The organism is Anabaena sp. TISTR 8404, assembly GCF_056847745.1.
Window position 1 is genome coordinate 1,829,906 of sequence record NZ_CP180578.1, and the last position, 22,682, is coordinate 1,852,587.

The window sequence follows — 22,682 nt, forward strand, 5'->3', positions numbered from 1 at the left end:
CAAAAACCCCTCTCCAAACCTCTCCCCCACGGTGGGAGAGGCTTTGAAACCTTGATTTTTTCGTTCCAAACTAGAAAGATTTTTGCCCCTCTCCGCCTCGGAGAGGGGTTGGGGAGAGGTTTATCGAACTTACAGGAGACAAGATTAATCTGCGTTCAGAAATTGCAAATATCCATTACTAAGTTCTTTCACCGCCAAGTCATAAAATTGCTTACCGTGTTCTGGTGTTGCTAAAGCAGGATTTGAACCCATACGTCCATCTGGGTAACGGTTGCGAAAGTCAGCTGCACTATAAATGTTATGTCCACGCGCAACTTCTGATGAAAGGGGTGCTTGCTTAATTGCTTCTGGATAAACATATTGCGTGACAGCTACTTCACTAGGAGTAGCATGAGAACCTTCTTGATCACCGTATAATTCTTTAGCCAACTCGTATACAGATTTGCACATAAACCAGTTAGCTACCTGACATTGCACCTGATGAGCATGGGGAATTTGCAAATCTTCCAGGTAAGCGTAAGTTTCCGAGAAAGCGGCTTTGAGTGTAGCAATGTTACCGCCGTGGCCGTTGATAAAGTAGAACTTGCTAAAACCAACTTTGACTAAACTTGTTACGTAGTCTCGGACTACTTGAATTAAAGTGCTAGGGCGTAGACTAATCGTGCCAGGAAAAGCTGTATGGTGCAATGCCATCCCCACATTGATTGTAGGGCCAACGATCGCCCCCGTTGCTTCACCTACACCACGCGCGATCACTTCTGCACAAATCGCATCAGTACCAATTAACCCCGTCGGCCCATGTTGTTCTGTAGAACCAATCGGAAAAATCATCCCCTTAGACTGCTGTAGGTAAGCTTCAACTTCTTGCCAAGTACTCAAATGCAGTAACATTTTTAATCTACGTCCTCATGAAAATTGCTGTGGAAAGTTAATTTTTCTGCTTTGTGATTAACTCGCCACTAACTCGACTTTAGCCAAATTCAGCAGTTTCCACTGTAGTACTTGTCAGGCGATCGCACCAACCAAGCTAACACCAAATTTGCAAAACACGACCTTGTAATTCTTGCCCAAACCAAGGCGTATTACTCGAAAGTGTATGCAGATTTTTCCTTTCAACTTTCCAAGTTTGTACAGGATCAAATAAAGTTAATTCTGCTTTTTGATTGGGAGTTAATGTACTCAATTTCTGCCCCAAACATTTCGCCGGATTGCTACTTAAAGCCTGCCACAATTCTAAAGCTGTAAATTCCCCAGTTTCGACAAGATTTTGCCACAGTAAAGGCAAGGCTAATTCAAAACCAATTGCTCCCGGTGGTGCTTCCGCAAAAGCTTGAACTTTTTCTTCATAAGTATAAGCTGCATGGTCGATCGCGATCGCATCAATTATGCCTGTGCGAACACCTGCACGCAAAGCTTTTAAATCACTAGGATTACCTAAAGGCGGGTCTAAATGCAAACTGGTGTCGTAACTTTTAATCGCTGTAGTATCTAATAATAAGTGCATCCAAGTAGTGCTGGCGGTGATGGGTAAACCAGCAGCCTTAGCAGCAGCGATTAATTCCACACTCCGCGCAGTGGAGACACGCATAATATGAACTTGCGGATTACCAGTAGCTGCAACTAATTCTAACAAAGCAGCGATTGCAGTTGTTTCGGCACTGGCAGAGATGGGTGGTAAACCAAACCGCAGTGCATCTGCCCCTTCACGCATCACACCATTAGATGTAAGCTGGCGATCGCAAGGCCAAAAAGCTACAGGTTTACCCAAAGGCTGCACATATTCCAGTACTCGCCGCACCAACCCAAAATTATCCAACGGATGACTATCAGTAAAACCAACCACTCCCGCAGCTGCCAAATCTGCTAATTCCGTCAACTGTTTTCCCGCCACATCCAAAGTAATTGCACCCCAAATGTTCAGCCAGGGTGCAGGGGTGCGGAAGTGCAAAAGAGATGCGCTTCTCTGCTTCTGCAACTGTGCTACCAGCGCCGGATGATCAATAGATGGAGATGTATCCGGTAAAATTCCAACTCTAGTAAAGCCACCAGCCGCCGCAGCTTGCAATAGAGAAGATAAAGTTTCCCGTTCTTCAAACCCTGGTTCGCCAGAGTGACTGTATAAATCTACTAACCCAGTTCCTAAAATTAATCCTCGACAATCTCTAACTTGAGTATCAGCACTAATATCAGAAATTTCTCCAGCTACAGCTTGAATATTACCATCAGCAATCAGGACATCAGCTATTTGGTCAGTTCTAGAAACCGAGTCAATTACTCGTACTTGTTGTAAAAGTTCAGTCATAAAAATCATTAATTAGGAGTGATGAGTTAGGAGTTAAGAGTTAACGCCGTGTGCAACTTTCACTCAAACCTAACCCCCAACCCCTGCCCTCGTAGGGAAGGGGAGCAAGAATCAAAGCCTCTCTCCTCCCAGGGGAGCCAGTGCGTTGCGGGGGTTCCCCCCGTTGTAGCAACTGGCGTGAGAGGTTTGGAGAGGGGTTTAAAAATAAGTTGCACATCACGTGAGTTATGAGTTATTTAGGCTTTACTATTCACACCTAGCTTAGTACCTCACTTCTTACTCTTCACTCCTCCCTGTTTTATAATGCTCCAGCGGCTGTTTTATCGAGAACACCACCACCCAAATGAGCCGTGATGTTCATTGCTTGTAGTACTGGAAAACCATCCAGTCCGTTAGGGTAGTCAATAACGCTAACTGCGCCATTACCTTGACGGAAATTCCAAAAGTTTTCTGCGGTTAAGCCGAGAATATGACAAAGTAAAGTTTTATTAGTAGCATCGTGAGCCACTACTAATCCCGTTTTAAGTTGATTGTCTAATGCGGTTTGCACAATAGATTGCCAAGCAACAACACTACGTTCCCAAACTTGTTGTAAATTTTCCCCTTCTGGCATTTGTACTTCAGCAGGTATTGTCCGCCAACGATGCAATTCCCCAGGAAATTCTTGCTCAATTTCTGATTCTAATTTGCCTTCCCAAAGCCCATGACTAATTTCTCTTAAACCATCTTGCAGGTCTAACTTAATGTCGGGATGTTGACGTAATATAATCTCGGCTGTTTCTTTGGGACGTTCCATCGAACTACTCACAGCAAAGTCAATGGCGACATCTTTTAAAAATTCACCTGCTTTTTGCGCTTGATTTCTGCCATTGTCATTCAAAGGAACATCAATTTGTCCTTGAAATCGGGTTTGGCGGTTCCACTCTGTTTCGCCGTGACGCACCAACAACAACCGCACTCCCTGATGATGTGGACGCAATGATGGTAAAGCCTCTCCCATGTGTTGCGTTTGATTCATCGATTCTAGTTGAACAGGTTCACCTAAACCGCCAGCAAAATTTAATACCGTCACACCACAGTTAGATTGCTGAATAGAATGGTAACGGCTAGGAGGAATACCCAGTGCTGTGCTAATCAAGGCACGATTAATGCCGTTATGTCCAACTATCAGAATAGTTTTACCTTGATTTTGTGGCAAAATTTCTTGCCAAAATTGTCGTGCTTGTTCGTACAAAGCCAGAACAGGAAAATGTTCTCTTGTTTTCTCAGCATTCTTAACTAGCATGACCAATTCATGGGGGCGTTCGTGCCAAATACGATAGTCTTCGGCAAACTTCTGCTCGACATCAGCAGTTAGCAATTCTTCCCACAAAGGCAAATCAATTTCCAATAACTTATCAGAAGTCTGAACAGCAGCAGACTCTTGAGTATTAGCTAACTCACTTTGAATAATCTCAGCGGTTAGTTTAGCTCGTTGCAGAGGACTGCTATAAATCGCCTGAAATGAAATATTACTGAGGGCTTTGCCTACTTTACTGGCATCATTACGACCTTTTTCTGTTAACTTTGACGCATCCGTGCGCCCCTGAATACGCCGTTCGGCGTTGTAGCTACTTTGCCCATGACGCACAATGATGACACGAGTCATTGGCTTTGCCCTCCTCTATCTAAAGGATTAATTTTACTCTAAAGTGTTTGCCGAATAATCTTTTTAAATAGATTGGGTACTTGTGTCAAGTGTCAAACTACAACTGCTGTATTTAGTCATCCTTAAGATAGCTTGCAGGTTCTGTCTGTAGATGGGGGAATACCGTTATCAAGCCAAAATATGCTTGATATTAGGGGAGGCTTCCAAGAAATTCAAACAGATGGACATTAATATGCAAACAGAAACAGACGCAAGAACCTTAGCACCATCACTTCATGCAATCGGTAATACTATTCGCTTGACGGGTTGGATTACTTTCTGGGTACAACTAGGGCTGGCTGTGGTTTCTGGCATAGCTGTAATGTTTGCTTCCACTGGACGAGACTTTACCGACCAACCAAATGCAGGTCTGGGAGTTGGCTTATTTTGGGCTATCTGCGGGATTGTAGCTTTATTATTTAGCGTGTACTGGGATTTTCGCTATACTCGCCTGGGTAAACGATTAGAAAATCCTAATCACGCTTTACACCCTAGCAAGGCAGATACGATCGCAGCTATCAGATTAGGCATAATGGTGAGTTTAGTTGGCATACTATTAACCCTCTTGGGTGCTGGGTCAACTTTAGGAGTTTTGGTGGCAAAATCAATTTCCCAACCTCCAGGAGTAGCAATTACAGACCCCAACAAAATTATTCGGGCGCTGGATGTATTTGTAGCTGTAGCAAATATTAATGGAATTACGGGTCACTTTGTCGGAACTGTCGCTTCTTTATGGCTATTGGAACGGGTGCATAAGCATTAAAAATTATTTATGCAGACCTAATTTTAAATTGCATCTTGGGCATACTAAGGGAAAACTTAGGCAATCTTTTGTGCTACTCATCCTTGATTTGGGATGAGAGGGATAAAAGAAAGTCAGTACCTTGCAGGACTCAGCAAGATGGTGTTTTTCAACCTTGTTCCGCAACAATCTTCTCAGGCTTTTCTGTGGAGTATTCTCAACAGTATTACAGATCCGATATTTGTGAAAGACAGGCAACACAGTTGGGTGTTCGTCAATGATGCATTGTGTCAATTCATAGGTTCTGAACGAGCCGAACTTATTGGTAAATCCGACTATGATTTCTTTTGCAAAACAGAAGCCGATGTTTTTTGGCAGAGAGATGAACTGGTATTCACCACAGGCTTGACTGATGAACATGAGGAATTAATCACAGATTACCAAGGTGAAACTCAGATTATTTCTACTAAGAAAAGCCTATTTTTTGATGAAGTTGGTAATTCATTTTTAGTTGGTTCAATTCGGTTAATTGCTTCCAAAAATAAAATTGAAACTGCTTTGCTGCGTCAGACAGTGAATCAGTTGGAACAGGAAATTCATGAACGCCAAGAAACGGAAAAGCGCTTTCGCAGACATAGCAATGCTCTACAGCAACTTGTGCAAAGTGACAAACTACAACACGATGATTTTCAAATTGCCATTCAATATATAACAGAAGTCGCAAGTTTGGGTCTGGATGTCGCGCGGGTGAGTGTTTGGTTATATACAGAAAATCATTTAGGGATTTATTGTATTGACTTATATGAACATGAAAATAATTGTCACAGTCATGGTTTTGAATTATCTGTTTGTGACTTTCCCAGTTATTTTCAAGCTTTAAAAAAAGAACAAGTAATTGCTGTTGCTGATGTGCATACTGATCCGCGCACCTCAGAATTTTCTGCTACTTATACAACCCCACTGGGAATTGCCTCGATGCTGGATGCCAGAATTTGGTCTAGGGGGGAAGTAATTGGTGTAGTCTGTTGTGAACATTTGGCAACTCAGCGTCAGTGGACATTAGAAGAAGAAAGTTTTATTGGCTCGATTACTGACTTTGTGCGACTGGTAATTGAATCGCGCGATCGCAAAATTGCTGAAGAAGCACTGCGACAACAAACTCAACAACTAGAAGACGCACTGAAGGAATTACAACGCACTCAAACCCAAATGATTCAAAGTGAAAAAATGTCTTCGTTGGGACAATTAGTAGCAGGTGTTGCTCACGAAATTAATAATCCAGTTAACTTTATCTATGGTAATATTGCCCCTGCCAATGATTATATTCAAGATTTACTAAACTTAATTAAACTATATCAAGAATCCTATCCTTATCCAGTTTCTGTTATTCGAGACGAAATTGCAGCTATTGACCTAGAATTTTTGATAGAAGATTTACCAAAGTTATTATCTTCTTTGAAAATCGGAGCCGATCGCATTCGGCAAATTGTCCTTTCGCTGCGTAATTTTTCGCGTCTCGATGAAGCTGAATATAAAGCAGTTGATATTCATGAAGGAATTGATAGTACGTTATTAATTTTAGAAAACCGTCTCAAAGCTAAACCTGATTATCCTGGAATTGAAGTTATTAAGGAATATGGAAATTTACCTTTAGTTGAGTGTTATGCAGGTCAACTCAACCAAGTATTCATGAATATTTTAACGAATGCTATTGATGCTTTAGAAGAACGAGATGAACAACGCACACAACAGGAAATTCAACAATGTCCTAGCAGGATTTTGGTTTGTACAAAAATAGTGAATGAAAATCAGATTGCCATTAAAATTGCCGACAATGGTCTGGGGATACCAGAAGAAATCAAACAACGCATTTTTGACCCCTTCTTTACCACAAAACCAATTGGTAAAGGTACAGGAATGGGTATGTCAATTAGTTATCAAATTGTGACAGAAAATCATCATGGCACTCTTGAGTGTATTTCATCTCCAGGTCAGGGCGCAGAATTTATAATTATCATTCCTTTACGACAGCAGTAGTTAATTAACATCTGATGCTTATAAATAACATTCAAACTCTACCATCATGAACCTTTTTCAATTACTTATCTATAAAGAATTGTAATGAGTACACTTATTCTGTTTTTATGTTCTAATTTTTACTTAAATTTTGTAAAAATTTAAATACGAAAAGAGCCATAATAGTATGGAAGAAATTAAAGGTAACAACCAATAATTACCTTTCTGCCCAAATCCGTTTCTGATAAACTTTTTTTGTTCCTAGTTGCTTAAAAAGATAAATTGGCTGAACTAAACCGCATTGCTGCCAGTTAATGGTTAAAGCAATAAGTTGAGTAATATAGGTTAATTATGAGCAAATAGTTGTGGAATTAGTTGCTCATGAAGTTTAAACAGCGTTAAGACTTCAAGAGGTGAAAAATGAAGAACATAACTCCTGTGCTGCTACAGGCAAATTTAAAAACAATTACATATCCCGCAAGTAAACAAGACTTGATTAAATATGCTGAAGAATATGGTGCTGATGAAAAAATTCTCAGAGCATTGAAGAAGTTACCTCAAAAGCACTATGAAACGATCGCAGCTATTAACCAAGCTCTAAATGAAGTTGCATCGTAAATTCTAGCAGGCAGATGGTAGAAGGTAAACATACAGCAGGGAACAGGGAACAGGCTTGAAAGTCTTGTGTTACACAGCTTTTTGGTGACAAGTTGTACCTCATTCACCTGTAATCTGCTGTATTTCTACACCAAACCCGATCGCAGTGCAACTACAGCTGCTTGAACGCGATCATCAACTGCTAGTTTGTTCATAATCCCACGCACATGGGTTTTGACGGTATTAGGACTCAGATAAAGTTTTTCAGCAATTTCTGGGTTACTTAAACCTTCTACCATCAGTTTTAAAACTTCTAATTCTCTTGTTGATAAATTGGCGGTGTTTCCCTGAGTGGCGGGAGGTTTGAGGTTATCAATTACACGTCTAGCAATTTGCGGATCTAAATAAGTTGCACCATCAACAGCAGCTGCGATCGCTTTTAACAGTCTTTCTACACTCGCACCTTTGATACAATAAGCATCTGCACCACTCGACAGTGCGGCAATTACTTCTGTTTCCGTAGTGTGAGATGTCAGCATAACTACATGAGTTTCTGGTAATGCAGCTTTAATTTGCTGTGTGGCTGCAATCCCATCCAGGCGCGGTAAACCAATATCCATGACTACCAAATCTGGTTTTAGTTTTAAGGCGGCTTGCACCCCTAAATAACCATCTTCTGCTTGTCCAACAATTTGCAACTGGGGTTGCACCATCAATGACTGTTCCAGTCCCAACTGCATCATGGGATCATCTTCCACAATCAAAACCCGCAACACAGGTATATCAGTCGGTAAATTGAAGGTATGGCTGGAATTGGTAGACATTTTGGTATATGGTCAATTGTCAAGAGTCAAGAGTCCAATAGCTATTGACTATTGACTATTGACTAACTTCTCTATTCTTCCACGCGATAGCCAAACTCTGCCAAATTTAACCTAGACTGCCGCCATTTTGGCTGGACTCTGACGAAAAGTTCCAGGTATACTTTGCCTGAGATGAGTTTTTGGATTTGTTCGCGGGCTGCACTGCCAATAGCTTTGAGCATTGAACCGCCTTTACCAATTAAAATACCTTTTTGGGAATCTCGTTCGACGTGGATGGTGGCGAGGACGCGGGTAATTGTTGGTGTTTCTTCTACTTTATCAATGGCGATCGCCACAGAATGAGGCACTTCTTCTCTGGTTAACAGCAAAATTTGTTCCCGGATTAATTCGCCCATAATAAACCGTTCGGGCTGGTCTGTTACCAAGTCGGGAGGATAGTATAAAGGGCCAGTTTCTAAATTATCAATTAGTAATGATTGCAGTTCTGGCAATCCTGCGCCAGTCTTGGCGGAAAATTTCACTATCGGCCATTGATTAGCATCACCTAGCTGTTGGTAACTTTCGTCGATAAACTGGGAATTTCCTGGCTGTTGGTCGATTTTATTTAGTCCTAAAATGACGGGGGTGTGGCTGTGAGTTAATAACTCAGCAATGTAGCGATCGCCTGCGCCACAAGCTGCTGTACTATCTACGACAAACAGCACCACATCTACTGATTCAATAGCAATTTTGGCATTCTGTACTAATACTTCCCCCAATTGATGATGGGGTTTATGAATTCCCGGTGTATCGACGAAAATCAACTGTGCTTCTGTTGTCGTCAGAATTCCGCGCAAACGATTACGTGTGGTTTGTGCTACTGGTGATGTAATGGCAATTTTTTGACCAACTAATTGATTCATTAAAGTAGATTTACCGACATTAGGACGACCAATAATGCCGATAAACCCCGATTTGTATTCAGGAGGAGCTTGAGGAATTAATACTTCTCCTGAAAAAGAGAAGATGTGATTATCAATACTAGTCACCTTTTACTCCACCTTCATATTTTATAGATGGGATAAGTTAGTTCTGGGTTCAGACGCACAATGAACATATATTCACCCTGGAATTTTCGGTGTTTGTCATTGCTTCAGTTTAATCTACTACTAGAGATATTTGGCTGCAAATATCTCAAAAATAGATATATAAGATCAAACAAACATCATGTTATCTCTCTTCCATACAGTTGTGTTACCTTGAAAAAGCTAGTGTAATTTTTATTACATTATTTTTTGATTTTCAGTTGAGAGAGTCTCAAAAATATTATTTCGTGGCTAGATTTAATAAATAATTACTAGCATAAACTTGCCTGATTTCACAATTTGATTAACAATTAATTGACTTTATTTAAACGATATATCAACTACAGATAGTAATACACATTTTTGATTAAACCTAAGAATTTGAGTTAAGCTATCTCTAACTATCACCATATTAACTAAGTCAACTCGAAAGTGAATCATGTCACAGGCAAACACCTAATATTTACTTTTGTTGCTATTAGTAACAAAATTCATTACTTAGTAACAAAATTCATTACATTGAAGTTTTTTGCTTAAAACCTGATATTTTATAGTTGATAGTGACAAAATACAGCATTACTTAAACTAGGAAAAATTAATTTTTTCTGTAATTTTAGTAATCTTATTTTAAATTATAGTTAGATAATCTTGTCGGACGACCTCTTGATGAAGCAGAAGTTGAGATTTAGCCAATATACTAAATCATCAGCTTCTTTCTCTGCATCTTAAACTATCTGTTTTCATTCTGAGCTAAAAATTTTGAGAAACTTAATAACAAGGTAGACTCAAGCTAAATCCGGGTAAGACATCTTCGCCTGATAATTCTGTGGGTAGATTTCGTACTTCCACATCTTGTTGTTGGCGATAAATTTCCACTTGTTGCTGTTGAGGATTAATCAACCATCCTAATTGCACACCTGCATCCATATATTCTTGCATTTTAGAATGTAGCATTGCCAAATCATCTGTTGCTGACCTTAACTCAATCACAAAATCTGGTGCAATAGGGGGAAATTTGCGTCTTTGTTCGGGAGTAAGTGCTTGCCAACGTTCTAGTTTAATCCAAGCGACATCGGGAGAACGGTCAGCACCATTTGGTAACTTAAATATAGTAGAAGAACTGAAAACATAACCTAGTCCAGTTTGGCGATTCCAAATTCCTAAATCAATAATTAAGTCAGCTTCTCGATTACCACTTTCTCCCCCAACAGGTGACATAATAATTAATTGTCCTTTGGTAGTGCGTTCAAATTTCAACTCACGATTATTTTGACATAATTGATAAAACTGTTCGTCTGTAAGATGAACGGTATCTAAATTTAATGTCAAGGAACTCATAACCATAAATTTAATTTGTAAGTGAGAGTAGGGAATAGAAGTGTAAGGGTGTTAACCTACCAAGAAGACATAAATTGCCAATCTTCAGCATCTGTTGTATTTTCTGCCGAAGTTTCTAGATGTTCTACATTTTCTGCTTGGATGAATTTTTCGTATTCTCCAGAATCAACCCATTTCAACAATTCAGAAGTTCGCATCACAGCCCAAGGAAAGCGGTACTCCATGAAACTTAATATTTTAGTTACTTGATCCAAGTTATCAAGAGTAATAGTAGAAAATTCCCGCGCTTGAGCTTGAAAATCAGCAATGGTATTTGGATTTAAATATTCAGATGGTAAGCCAGCCAACTTCATGAGTGCGGTGATAGCTACATTAATATCTTGACATGCTAATAAACCCGCGCGATCGCCTGTGAATTTTGACATCATAATCCAATTAGATAATGCCACTTCTATTCCACCAGCAGCTAAACCTCCCAAACCAAAAGTTGTACTGTTAATAATATTTTTTAACAAGGGCATAACATTGGCCATTTGCTGATAAGCAATATATTTACCCTTAATGCGGGCAATTTCACAGCCAAAAGCAAACAGCAATTCGTCGTGTGAATACCATTCCATAGCTTCTAAATTTACACTCACCATTGGTTTTTCCACACCAACAGCATTAGTTTGAATATGCCCTGTACCGCGAAATAAATAGAGTTCTGGCTTGGGAGTCAAGTCAAGAATCTCACAGCTTTCGGCAAAGGCATCATCTAATTTAGGAAAATTTTGCGGTGTAACTCGAAATTCACCACCAATAATTTGCATTCTCAGTAAACGGTCAATTCCATACTCATTTACCTTTTTCAATACTAAAGGTAATCCTGGCATTTTATTCAAAGCAGCCAACGCTTTTTGATCAAAGGGATGCTGAAAGCTGACTGTGTTTAGACCGACAAATACTTTTCTATCCATTAGTTTTTAACTATTAATCAATCTTGTATATATAGCAATCGCAACCTAGTTTAAGACATCAACAGATGATAAAAATTAAAATTTTTATCCCTGTAACCTGTCACCTGTAACCTATCGCCTAAGTTATCCTTGCTGAATAAACTGCTTTAAAATCTCTCCAGGTTTTCTATCCCAGGTATCTATATGTTCGTATATCAAATTATCTGAGTTAAATTTGTAAGTCGAGTAACCATTAAAAAATATCTTTGCTTTCCAAGGCACACGCAACACACCGCGCACTGTCCATTTGGCTAAAATCGTGTCTTCTGCCGACTGATAAACTTCATGTAAATCAAAAGCAATTTGAGTAAAAAATAGTTGGGCGTGAAATCGCAATGTCCAAAAAATAATGCGATAGTTAAATTTATATTTAAATTTGTTTACTGGGTCTTTAAAATAGATATCTTGGGTATAAATGTGATATGAAATATCTTTTTCAAAGAGTGTAGGTAAATCATCTTTGAGAGTTTGAATAACTTGTTCTATTTGCAATTTATCTGCCATGCGCCTCATTAAATAAGATTTTGCAAGAATCTATTGATTTTTTGCCACAAAGACAAAGAACTGCTATTGCTGGGTTGCTGCAAATCAGCCACAGTAGGAAAAGCCGCAGGTTTAGAGTATGGGCCATTTCGCAAGACTTGAGCAAGAGCATTGTTATTCTCTCGCAAACCTTCGTAAAAAAAGAAGACTTCACCAGAAATTCCTAGTTGGCGGTTGTAGGCGATCGCCTGCACAAGATATTCTGGGCTGATGGTATAAGTCCCAAGCTTCATCAAAATTCCCGGTGCTAACTTTGGTAGAGTCGCATCTGTAAACTGACAGCTGGCTAGTTGATTAGCGATCGCTTTATAACTATCAAAGTCACGCCGATATATCTGCGGGTGAATCATATCAACTATCCCCAACCTCAACCATGTGGCAGAGTCTTGCAGATATTCTCGAAACCCCCAATCATAAATATTTGGGGCCATCGACACCAACAAATTAGGATTAATTCTTTTGACTTCGCCATAAAGACGTGCCAAAAAATCTGTCAAAATATCGGCACGCCACTGTAACCATTGTTTATCCTGGGGGTTGTTGGGTGGACGACAGCCAAATTGCTGTTGATAACGTGCAGTAGTTAAAGGATCATAACCACCTTCACAGGGTAAAGCCGGAAAGCGATCGTCTCCTTGAATTCCATCCACATCATAATTGTTCACCACTTCCAAAACCAAGTTCAACATAAATTCTTGCACCTGGGGATGAAAAGCATTCATCCACTCAAAACCATTTTTCTGCAATAAATTCCCGTTACAGTCACGCGCCGCCCATTCCGGTTTTTTTTGTAACAGCATTCCACCATTCAAGTTGTAGGAACTAGCAAAGCCGTATTCAAACCAAGGAATAACCTTTAACCCCACACTTCGCGCCTGGGCTATCACCTCCGCTAAAGGGTCACGACCAACAGACATCGGGTCAATCTCCACCCCGAACATCTGCTGCATAGTTGGACTGGGGTACATGGTAACGGCCTTATTCCAAACCACAGGAAACACCACATTAAATCCCGTCTCCGCTAACAAGTCCATCGCTTGTGCAATACGTTGCTTTGACCGGAAAACTTTACTATCGGTAGTTGTCAGCCAGACACCGCGAATTTCTGTTGTTTTCATAGCTTTCAGAAAAGTATGAACTATAAATTTCATACTTCATACTTCACACTTCATACTTTTATAAAGATTCTCTGACATTACTACCACCTCAAACACTGCCCTTTAACAGATGTTTGGGATAGTAAGGTGGTACATAATTCCACAAAAGCCAGGTTATTTCTTGAAAAAATACAACATATATCTGAAATGAAAAATTCATGGGAACACAAATATATAACTACCAATGGTGTGAAGTTACACTATGTCACCCAAGGAACAGGCCCTTTAATGTTGATGTTACATGGGTTTCCTGAATTTTGGTATTCTTGGCGGCATCAAATACCAGAATTTGCCCAATATTTTCAAGTAGTTGCCCTTGATTTGCGTGGCTATAACGATAGTGATAAACCAAAAGCGCCATCAGCTTATGTTATGGATGAATTTGTCAAAGATATTGAGGGTGTAATTAAAGGTTTAGGTCACGAAAAATGCGTTTTACTTGGGCATGATTGGGGCGGTGCGATCGCGTGGTTTTTTGCCTACGCCCACCCGGAAATGTTAGAAAAATTAATTATACTTAACATACCGCATCCAGCAAAGTTTTCCCAAGGATTATTCACTCCTCAACAGTTGCTACGCAGTTGGTACATGTTCTTATTTCAACTGCCTGCAATTCCAGAATTACTGCTAAAATCTTTTGACTATCAACCAATTGCCCAGACTATTCAAGGCACAGCAGTTAATAAAAATGCTTTCACTTCTTCTGACCTGGAAGCTTATAAAAAGGCTGCGGCTAAACCAGGTGCTTTAACAGCTATGTTGAACTACTACCGCAATAATTTAACGCCATTTTTATCCAACCAAAAATGGGGAATTTTGCCTGTTCCCACACTGATGATTTGGGGAGAAAATGATACTGCTCTTGGCAAGGAGCTTACGTATGAAACTGATGCCTACGTTAGCCACTTCCAAATTCAGTATATTCCCAATTGTGGACATTGGGTGCAGCAAGAACAACCTCAGTTAGTCAACCAGTACATCAGTAATTTTGCGGTTAATTAATACACTTAACTGTACAATTACTGAGTGTCAATTAGTAATAGGAAAAATCTGGTTAACAACTGATGACAAATTAAAATAAATACTTGAAATTCTTAAAAAGATTTAACAAGATAAAAAATGGTAACTTTAGGTAGAATTCCTCTGCTATTAACAACCCAAAACCCTTGTCATTACTCTTTTCGCGCCATGAACAAAGATATCAAGCTCACATTCATTTTGTGAGTTAAGTCAACATCGTGCAGTCTTTTAATGAGATAATAGAATTGTGAGGAAAAGAACGGATGCAACTTCAACACAAAGGGGGAAAAATCATGAAACTTAAGCTCTTTGCAGCTATAGCCTTAGCAACAACTCCCCTCATTTTTGCAAGCTCTGTTAAAGCAGGGAATTCGCAAGATTTACAAAGGCTTTTATCTACTGGGGAATGTCAGCGGTGCAATCTAGTAGGAGTTGACCTCAGTAGCGCTCATTTAATTGGTGCAGATTTACGTGGTGCAAACCTTTCCAAAGCTAATCTTTCGGGAGCTAACCTAGAAGGTGCAGATCTAACCAATGCTAATCTGAAAGGTGCTAACTTATCTTCATCTTTTCTCACCAACGTTAATTTCAAACAAGCTAATCTTAACGGAGTCAATTTTACCCGCGCTCAAATTTACGACTCCAATGTACACGGGGCATCAATGGAAAATATGAATATTACTGATGCAGACATTTTTAACACTGGCATCGGTATTGGTGGTGATAGTGCCGACATTCCTGATTGGGACTAGTGCAGTAAGGCAAAAGTAAAAAAGCCAAAGGCAAAACAATTGTCTGCTTGAGGTATTACCAAGGGCTTTAGATACCCGACTTCTTTGAGAAGTCGGGTATCTTGTTATTTACGCCAGCCACCAGGCAAACTCTCTACCACAAAACATCTATAAAATCTAGGTACGTAAATACAGAAGAATTTTTATTAAGTATTAATATCAATGACCGATAGATTCATTGACGAATCCGGCTGAAGATAGCTTTAATATTCAGTTAAAATCGGCGATTAACCTTGTATAAATGAGAGGTGATCTGATTTTTGCATGATTTGTACTTGAATGAGTACGATTATCAGCAACTGATACGGCATGGGATAATCTCATCCTAAGGGTTGCAGCTGATTGACAAACACAAAACTCAGATAAATGGGGTAACACATCCTACCATTTTCTGGCTTCTGTCCTCCTACTGACTGTCTACCTTGAAGTTGATGCAGTAGAGGTTAGAGGCATTTATGGTTATAGGGAACCGTGCTAACCAGCCAAGTCTGATACACTTGTGCATTGCCTAATCACAGCCTTTTGGTTGTAATTGTCCGGATTAAAAAACCCAACTGTCAAATTTATGGAAGTTAAAATGCAAGAACCGGAATTCGCAGAAACAAAATCCACAGAAGCAACAGTGCCAGATATCAACAGCCAAACAGGAACCATTACCAAACTCCAACCTCCTGCTCAACCTCAAGAGGAATGGATAAAATACGGAGAACAAATTTCTGGCTTCTTAGCAACACTGCCTGAATACCTGGGTAGCTTCTTCAATAAATACAAGCAGCCCCTAGTTAGTGTTGGTTTAATTCTGACAGCACTTGTCGCAGTTAAGGTACTTCTGGCGATATTAGATTCTTTGAATGATATTCCTTTAGTAGCACCTACTTTTGAGTTGATTGGTATCGGTTACTCTGCTTGGTTTGTTTATCGCTATTTACTCAAAGCTTCAACCAGGAAAGAGTTAACTAACGAAATTACAACTCTCAAATCACAAGTTGTTGGCAGAAACGCTCCTGGAGCATAATAACTAACCCTCGCTGCAATTTAATTTAAAACACAGAAGTGAGGGCGGTAGTTTACCGCTCTCACTTTTTGAAGGTTCAAATATAATGAGTGACTTACTGGGAGGGTAATTCGTAGACTCTACCTTGAGGCAAGGAATTTTGCACAGGCACTCGCACAATATTCTCAGAAGAAATTTTATCTAGCCTGCCCAGCTTGACTAACGCTTGATGTACCATTGCAGCTACCTCCGCACGGGTAGCTTCTTGATTAGGAGCCAAGAATTGGGAATTGGCATCGCTAATCACCAGACCATTAGCTGTAGCAGCCGCTACTTTGCTTTCAGCATATTTCGGAATACTTTTGTTATCTTGATAAATACTTAACACCTGTGGCGGTTTTGCTGGTTGTTTGAGATTCAACCCACTTACAAGAGCTACTAAAACTTGCACACGGGTAATTTTTTGACTTGGTTTAAAAGTTTTGTCAGGAAACCCTTTTAAAAATCCTGTACCAACAGCGTGATCGATTGCTGGTGTTGCCCAATATTTGGCTGATACATCTTTAAAAGCTACAGAATTCTTACTTGGTTCAGTATCAAAAGCTTGTTGCAGGATTGCAGCGAATTCAGCACGGTTAACAGGTTGATTTGGCCTAAACGTATAATCTGGAAAACCTTTGATAATACCGCGAGCCGAAAGAGCATTAATAAACCGAGTTGCCCAAAAATCAGTGGGTACATCGTTAAAGGCTATGGGTGGTGGAATAACGGACTTCTGTTCCGCAGGAGTAACTAAAGGTAAAGATGATGGAATTGATGAATCTGAGTTTCTGGATGTAGAAAAAGGTGCAGGCTGTGGCGATGAATTAAGCGGAGTGATGGGAATTGGTGGAAGTATTAGGGGCGAAGTTGGACTTGGTTGAGGAACTATCTCATTTGGAGGTAACGGTGCAGCCTCCAGTTGAGAATTGGCTTTTGGTTGCACCTGTGAAGGTAAAGAAGTGACGGCGGGACTTGGTTGAGTTTCCGGAGTTGAACTTGGTGAGGGCGACAACACTGTATTGAAGTTCCAGCCAGCATCTCGCCGCGAAAATGACCACAACAGAATTCCCCCAATAGTGGCAAAAGCAACCAAAATGGCAATAAATTCATCAAAGCCAAGGGCGGTTTTTTCAGATGACTTGGGATCAGAAGGCGGTAGATTGGTCATCGTATTTCCCCTGGAAACGGTAAGTTCCCTTAAAAAAATTAACCCACAAAATGAAGTGTAAAGGATAAAAAGTTCATCCTTCATCCTTCACACTAGCCTGCGGCAAGCCGCTACGCGTCTACATATTTATTACAGCACTCGCAAGATGCTGGGAATGCTATCAATCGCTTCCATATTCCGAATTTCATCTAAAGCTTGACGGAAGTCGCCTTCTTTGACATCGTGGGTAACAACGACAATTTCTGCTAAGGCTCCCTGAAAACCAGTTTGCACAACAGACTCTAAACTCACACCATGATTTCCAAAGCAAGTACCTAATTTGCCGATGACACCGGGGTGATCTTTAGTTAGGAAGCGGGCATAAAATCGGGTAACTAATTCCGAAATGGGGGTAACTTGGCAGTAATCCTCATGTCTACAGGTAAGTAGCGGATTTGGTACTGCTGTATTACTCTTGAGGGCTGCCACTAAACTTAAAATATCCGAGGTGACAGCGCTGGCTGTTGCACCCGCACCTGCACCCGGCCCAAAAAACATGACTTGGCCGATTGGTTCTCCTTCGACAAGAATGGCGTTATAAACACCGTTAATACTGGCCAATGGGTGAGCTTTCGGCACGAAGGTAGGATGAACTCTCACAGATAATTGAGAGTTATCGTTGTTTTGGTATTTGGCGATCGCTAATAATTTAATCACAAAGCCTAATTTTTCGGCGTAGGTAATATCTGTCTTGCTAACTTGCCGAATTCCCTCACAATAAACTTCTGGTAAATGAATGCGTCCACCAAAACCCAAGGATGCCAAAATTGCGATTTTATCGGCTGCATCTAAGCCATCGACATCGGCTGTGGGGTCAGCTTCCGCATAACCCAAGCGTTGGGCATCAGCTAAAACATCACCAAAGTCGCTGCCTTCAGTTTGCATCCGGGTAAGGATATAGTTAGTCGTACCGTTAACGATGCCAATAACAGTGTGAATGCGGTTAACACTTAAAGCTTGCTTCAAGGGTTGAATTACTGGAATCCCACCACCAACAGCCGCTTCTAACATTACATAAACCCCGGCTTCATTGGCAGCGTTGAAAATTTCTGCCCCAAAACGCGCGATCGCCGCTTTATTTGCAGTAACGACGTGTTTACCATTTTTGATGGCTTGGAGAATGAGCGATCGCGCCGGTTCTAATCCCCCCATGACCTCAACTACAATATCTACCGCTGGGTCATTGACAATTGCTGCTAAATCTGTAGTTATGACTGACTGTGGTAATTCTACCGCACGAGGTTTGTCAGGCGATCGGACTCCCACCCGATAGATTTCTACTTCCTCCAACAGCGGATGACGGCCAACCGCATCTTGTAATAGTTGCACCGTACCCGTACCTACTGTACCTAATCCTAATAATCCTAGCTTTACACCCACAAGCTTTTCACCCAATATTAGTGCTGAGTGCTGAGTGCTGAGTGCTGAGTAGTTATACTTTAACCACCAGAACTGTTTCTCAGCAAATATATATAAAACAATTGTAGGGTGGGTAAACAACCCACCCTACAGATTATCTTGTTTCAGTTGTCTTTGTCAGATGTCTTAATCTAATGGCCATTGACCATTGACCATTGACCATTGACTAATGACTAACTTAGTAAGTTTCTACGTGCCAACGACCAGCTTTCTTGATTTCCTTCTGGTAATCACTCCAGGTTACGCCTTCCTTAGCAGCAGCAGCAGTTAAAGCCGCATCAATCCCATCTTCCATACCGCGTAAACCGCAGATGTATGTATGGGTTTTTTCGTTTTTAATCAACTGCCACAGTTCATCAGCGTGTTCTGCTACGCGGTCTTGAATATACATTCTGCCGCCTTGGGGGTTCTTTTGTTCCCGGCTGATAGCGTAAGTCAAGCGGAAGTTATCAGGATACTTCTGCTGCATTTCTTCCAATTCTTCTTTATAGAGAATATTGGGAGAAGTCGGAACGCCAAATATCAGCCAAGAAAACCCTTTAAATTGGTACTCTGGGTTAGCTGCTCTTTCTGCATCCTTAAACATACGCCACAGGTAAGCACGCATTGGCGCGATACCTGTACCAGTTGCCATCATAATAACGTTAGCTTCGGGGTCATCGGGTAACAACATTTCTTTACCGACTGGCCCGGTGATTTTTACTTCTTCCCCTGGTTTTAAGAAACACAGGTGTGTAGAGCAAACCCCATAGACTGTTTCGCCACTTTCTGGATGCTTATATTCCAACTGGCGGACGCATAAAGAAACTGTCTTGTCATCTACATCATCACCATGACGAGTAGAAGCAATAGAATATAATCTGAGTTTTTCTGGCTTGCCATTCTTGTCTACACCAGGCGGAATAATCCCAATACTTTGACCTTCGATGTACTTCAAATCGCTGCCAGAAAGGTCAAATTTAATATGCTGAACAATACCAATCCCGCCTTCTCCAACTAACGGATCATTAGATATACACTTACCAATAAATGGCGCATTAGGGCGATAAGTGTTTACAGGAACGTCAGCGTGGGCTTTTTTGGCTTTCGCTTGAGTCATGGTGTTGCCTTTGTTGTCTTTATTCTTCGGCTGTTCTTCAGCTGGTGGTTTAGCAAAGCCTTTCGCTTCACTTTTCACTTTCACAGGTGTGGCTTGACCATTCCCCTCACTGTTAGCAGTCTCTACAGGTGCAGCATTCACAACAGGGTCTTTACCATTGAGTTGCTCTAAAACACTTGCTGGATGAATGCTAACAATTTTGCCGCCTAGGCGAGTGATACGTCGCATTTCTTGATTCATGCGGTTGTAAGGCACTCTGATGAACACACTGCCACTTTTACGAATTGGGTAGTTCGTTTGATCAGTTTCTTCGTTCTGACGCAGACCCACCACTTCGTAAACGAAGATGCGGCTACCTGATTCTGTGTTGGCAGCACCCTCAACAGCACCTTGATTGTACATTCGTTCTATCACTCCGATATTTACTTAACCGTTTTTCAAAAAAAAACTATTCCCATCACTAGCCAGCTTTTAGTTTATCGGATTTTTGGTGACTAAAACTAGCACTCTGGGAAAGCGGCACCACAAAATGATACCTTGCTAAGTACACTCGCTTCAGGCAAGAGGGTATCGTAAGAAACACACCTGTTCATCATCTAAAATAGAGGATAAGTCGCTGGCAGAATGTTAAGCATGAGTCAATTTAATCTTTTTTTCGTGAATGCTCACTCTTTCAGGGAGATAGTTGCTAAAAATCTCAAAAAATTTGATGCAATTACTTTCCGTACTTCCAATTAACACTGAATTAAGGCAGATGCGACTCAATATTACTAATATTTTGGTAGCTTGCCGTCATCAATTCTTGATTATTATGCTTATTTGCTAGTATATTGCTTGGCTTTCTTTGGGTTTGTTATTTATTCATGGCTAGTGAGACATCTAGCATTACTGCCACCGTAGAGCAGCAATGATTGAAAAAAAGATGATCCAAAGTACTACAATCAGTTTCACGTGATGTGAATCATCTGTCAACCTTGATATGAATTTGACTATAAGGTTTATATTTATACTAAAAAATTCCCTAAAAATTACTGCTGAGTTCTTGATACTGAACACCAACAGTTAGTCATTCTTTAGGTAGATTTTCATGTTAAATTTTTACGTTGTTGGGTTACTACCAAGAAATCAGCAACAACTTGCAAAAATTGGCTTTTAATGCAAAGTTGTATATGCTCAGCCTTTAAGCATATGTATGTCATGGGGGAGATAGGTTAAAAACAAAAGCTGTGCTGTGTCTGGAAAACTTAGCCCTAAATCATTAATCCAACTGTAGCAGTACAAGATTCTTCCTGATATTAAATCTTGTATAGGATAACCCCTTCTGTTAAAATTAAGTATACCACTAGGATTAAATACTTACTAGCTGCAAAATAAAGCAATCTCAGACGAGTAACAGCCGTTAATTTGGTTGTCCACCCGTCTGATAGTCGTTATGTGGCTGAGTAGCAAGAACACAGGAAAAAACCAATGGGGTAAACTCCTGGCTTCAAAATCTGCTGTGTGAAAAATTATTGATTGACACATTTAGTATTTAGAGGAGATTTATGACAAGTAAGCCGGAACGCGTGGTACTAATTGGAGTAGCCGGAGACTCCGGGTGTGGCAAATCTACTTTTTTGCGTCGTTTGATCGACTTGTTCGGTGAAGAGTTTATGACAGTTATCTGCTTAGATGACTATCATTGCCTAGATCGCAAACAGCGCAAAGAAACTGGGATAACTGCACTTGACCCCAGGGCAAACAATTTTGACTTGATGTATGAGCAAATTAAAGCGCTCAAAGAAGGTCAAGCGATTGATAAGCCGATTTATAACCACGAAACCGGCATGATTGATCCGCCAGAAAGAGTAGAACCAAATCACATTATTGTGGTTGAAGGTCTACATCCTTTATATGATGAACGGGTGCGATCGCTACTCGATTTCAGCGTTTATTTTGACATCAGCGATGAAGTGAAAATTGCCTGGAAAATTCAACGCGACATGGCAGAAAGAGGTCATCGCTACGAAGATGTCTTAGCTGCTATCAACTCCCGTAAACCTGACTTTACAAAATACATCGAACCCCAAAGAGAATTCGCTGACGTAGTTCTCCAAGTATTACCCACAAACCTCATCAAGAACGACACAGACCGCAAAGTACTGCGGGTACGGATGTTGCAAAGAGAAGGTAAAGAAGGATTTGAGCCAATTTACCTGTTTGATGAAGGTTCAACTATTCACTGGACTCCTTGTGGACGTAAGCTTACCTGTTCTTATCCAGGTATGCAGCTGTACTATGGTTCCGATGTTTACTACGGCCGCTATGTTTCAGTTCTAGAGGTAGACGGTCAATTTGACAACCTAGAAGAAGTCATCTACATCGAAAACCACCTCAGCAACACATCCACCAAGTATCAAGGTGAAATGACTCACTTGTTACTTCAACATCGTGAGTATCCTGGTTCCAACAATGGAACTGGTTTGTTCCAAGTTCTGACAGGTCTCAAAATGCGTGCGACCTATGAGCGTTTAACATCAAAGGAAGCAAAACTAGCAGTTCAAGTCTAAAACAAAACAGCAGTGTTTGTGTCAAAGTTTTTGGGGGTGCTTCCGGGGGCATCCCCTTTTTATTTAGGAAAGAAAAAAGTATGAAGTATGAAATTTTATGCTTCGTGCCTCCTCCTTTTTGACTATTAAAAAGATTTATAGCAGTCGAAGCAGAGATAATGACAAAGACGAATGATCAAACGTGGACACTGAGCGACTTTAAAGCCTGTTGCCTGTTGCATGTTGCCTGTTCCCTGCTATAACTATTATTTCCTTTACAAATACCCAAGCTTGATTATTTCTTTTTAAAACAC

General features: G+C 40.5%; 19 protein-coding genes. 7 read left to right on the forward strand and 12 right to left on the reverse strand.

Annotated features, from left to right (window positions below):
* Positions 1–144: 144 nt before the first annotated feature.
* The 3 genes from ACMX3D_RS07900 to ACMX3D_RS07910 form a co-directional block, all read right to left on the reverse strand.
* The gene (locus ACMX3D_RS07900) at positions 145–891 is read right to left on the reverse strand and encodes a creatininase family protein (RefSeq protein ID WP_482750876.1); all 747 of its coding nucleotides are present in this window, start codon (positions 889–891) and stop codon (positions 145–147) included.
* A 136-nt stretch (positions 892–1,027) separates the two neighbouring features.
* Positions 1,028–2,302, reverse strand: coding sequence for a dihydroorotase (locus ACMX3D_RS07905; RefSeq protein WP_482750877.1), 1,275 nt, complete (start codon positions 2,300–2,302; stop codon positions 1,028–1,030).
* A 298-nt stretch (positions 2,303–2,600) separates the two neighbouring features.
* Positions 2,601–3,950 (reverse strand): histidine phosphatase family protein, encoded by a 1,350-nt coding sequence (locus tag ACMX3D_RS07910; protein WP_482750878.1) that lies wholly within the window; start codon positions 3,948–3,950, stop codon positions 2,601–2,603.
* 232 nt (positions 3,951–4,182) lie between these two features.
* Between ACMX3D_RS07910 and ACMX3D_RS07915 the strand changes: the two genes are divergently transcribed.
* The 3 genes from ACMX3D_RS07915 to ACMX3D_RS07925 all read left to right on the forward strand — a co-directional run bounded on the left by ACMX3D_RS07915 (position 4,183) and on the right by ACMX3D_RS07925 (position 7,365).
* Complete coding sequence (locus ACMX3D_RS07915) at positions 4,183–4,752, forward strand: DUF3611 family protein (protein ID WP_482750879.1); 570 nt, start codon at positions 4,183–4,185, stop codon at positions 4,750–4,752.
* A 138-nt stretch (positions 4,753–4,890) separates the two neighbouring features.
* Positions 4,891–6,768: an ATP-binding protein gene (locus tag ACMX3D_RS07920; RefSeq protein WP_482750880.1), complete on the forward strand. Its 1,878-nt coding sequence runs from the start codon at positions 4,891–4,893 to the stop codon at positions 6,766–6,768.
* Positions 6,769–7,167: 399 nt separating this feature from the next.
* The gene (locus ACMX3D_RS07925; RefSeq protein ID WP_482750881.1) at positions 7,168–7,365 is read left to right on the forward strand and encodes a DUF2795 domain-containing protein; all 198 of its coding nucleotides are present in this window, start codon (positions 7,168–7,170) and stop codon (positions 7,363–7,365) included.
* 125 nt (positions 7,366–7,490) lie between these two features.
* Here the strand turns inward: ACMX3D_RS07925 and ACMX3D_RS07930 are convergent, their stop codons facing one another.
* From ACMX3D_RS07930 to ACMX3D_RS07955, 6 genes are all read right to left on the reverse strand, one after another.
* On the reverse strand, positions 7,491–8,168 hold the full coding sequence (locus ACMX3D_RS07930; RefSeq protein ID WP_482750882.1) for a response regulator: 678 nt from the start codon (positions 8,166–8,168) through the stop codon (positions 7,491–7,493).
* 71 nt (positions 8,169–8,239) lie between these two features.
* Positions 8,240–9,196, reverse strand: a complete 957-nt coding sequence (gene era, locus ACMX3D_RS07935; protein ID WP_482750883.1) for a GTPase Era — start codon at positions 9,194–9,196, stop codon at positions 8,240–8,242.
* 804 nt (positions 9,197–10,000) lie between these two features.
* Positions 10,001–10,570 carry a Uma2 family endonuclease gene (locus ACMX3D_RS07940; RefSeq protein ID WP_482752299.1) on the reverse strand — a complete coding sequence of 190 codons (570 nt, stop codon included), beginning with the start codon at positions 10,568–10,570 and terminating at the stop codon, positions 10,001–10,003.
* 56 nt (positions 10,571–10,626) lie between these two features.
* Complete coding sequence (locus ACMX3D_RS07945; RefSeq protein WP_482750884.1) at positions 10,627–11,529, reverse strand: M48 family metallopeptidase; 903 nt, start codon at positions 11,527–11,529, stop codon at positions 10,627–10,629.
* 123 nt (positions 11,530–11,652) lie between these two features.
* Positions 11,653–12,072, reverse strand: coding sequence for a C6orf136 family protein (locus tag ACMX3D_RS07950; RefSeq protein ID WP_482750885.1), 420 nt, complete (start codon positions 12,070–12,072; stop codon positions 11,653–11,655).
* 8 nt (positions 12,073–12,080) lie between these two features.
* Positions 12,081–13,229 carry a glycoside hydrolase family 10-like protein gene (locus ACMX3D_RS07955; protein ID WP_482750886.1) on the reverse strand — a complete coding sequence of 383 codons (1,149 nt, stop codon included), beginning with the start codon at positions 13,227–13,229 and terminating at the stop codon, positions 12,081–12,083.
* Between the two features lie 186 nt (positions 13,230–13,415).
* On the opposite strand from ACMX3D_RS07955, the gene ACMX3D_RS07960 reads away from it, so the two are divergent.
* The 3 genes from ACMX3D_RS07960 (at position 13,416) to ACMX3D_RS07970 (ending at position 16,094) form a co-directional block, all read left to right on the forward strand.
* Positions 13,416–14,270, forward strand: coding sequence for an alpha/beta fold hydrolase (locus ACMX3D_RS07960; RefSeq protein ID WP_482750887.1), 855 nt, complete (start codon positions 13,416–13,418; stop codon positions 14,268–14,270).
* Positions 14,271–14,581: 311 nt separating this feature from the next.
* On the forward strand, positions 14,582–15,040 hold the full coding sequence (locus tag ACMX3D_RS07965) for a pentapeptide repeat-containing protein (RefSeq protein WP_482750888.1): 459 nt from the start codon (positions 14,582–14,584) through the stop codon (positions 15,038–15,040).
* Between the two features lie 616 nt (positions 15,041–15,656).
* Positions 15,657–16,094: a CAAD domain-containing protein gene (locus ACMX3D_RS07970; RefSeq protein ID WP_482752300.1), complete on the forward strand. Its 438-nt coding sequence runs from the start codon at positions 15,657–15,659 to the stop codon at positions 16,092–16,094.
* A 94-nt stretch (positions 16,095–16,188) separates the two neighbouring features.
* Here the strand turns inward: ACMX3D_RS07970 and ACMX3D_RS07975 are convergent, their stop codons facing one another.
* From ACMX3D_RS07975 to petH, 3 genes are all read right to left on the reverse strand, one after another.
* Positions 16,189–17,283: an S-layer homology domain-containing protein gene (locus ACMX3D_RS07975; protein ID WP_482750889.1), complete on the reverse strand. Its 1,095-nt coding sequence runs from the start codon at positions 17,281–17,283 to the stop codon at positions 16,189–16,191.
* 129 nt (positions 17,284–17,412) lie between these two features.
* Positions 17,413–18,702, reverse strand: coding sequence for a homoserine dehydrogenase (locus ACMX3D_RS07980; RefSeq protein WP_482752301.1), 1,290 nt, complete (start codon positions 18,700–18,702; stop codon positions 17,413–17,415).
* A gap of 217 nt (positions 18,703–18,919) precedes the next feature.
* Entirely contained in the window at positions 18,920–20,242 is a 1,323-nt protein-coding gene (gene petH / locus ACMX3D_RS07985; RefSeq protein ID WP_482750890.1) for a ferredoxin--NADP reductase, read from the reverse strand.
* A gap of 1,142 nt (positions 20,243–21,384) precedes the next feature.
* Here petH and ACMX3D_RS07990 point away from each other — a divergent pair.
* On the forward strand, positions 21,385–22,389 hold the full coding sequence (locus ACMX3D_RS07990; RefSeq protein ID WP_482750891.1) for a phosphoribulokinase: 1,005 nt from the start codon (positions 21,385–21,387) through the stop codon (positions 22,387–22,389).
* The last annotated feature ends 293 nt before the right edge of the window (positions 22,390–22,682 follow it).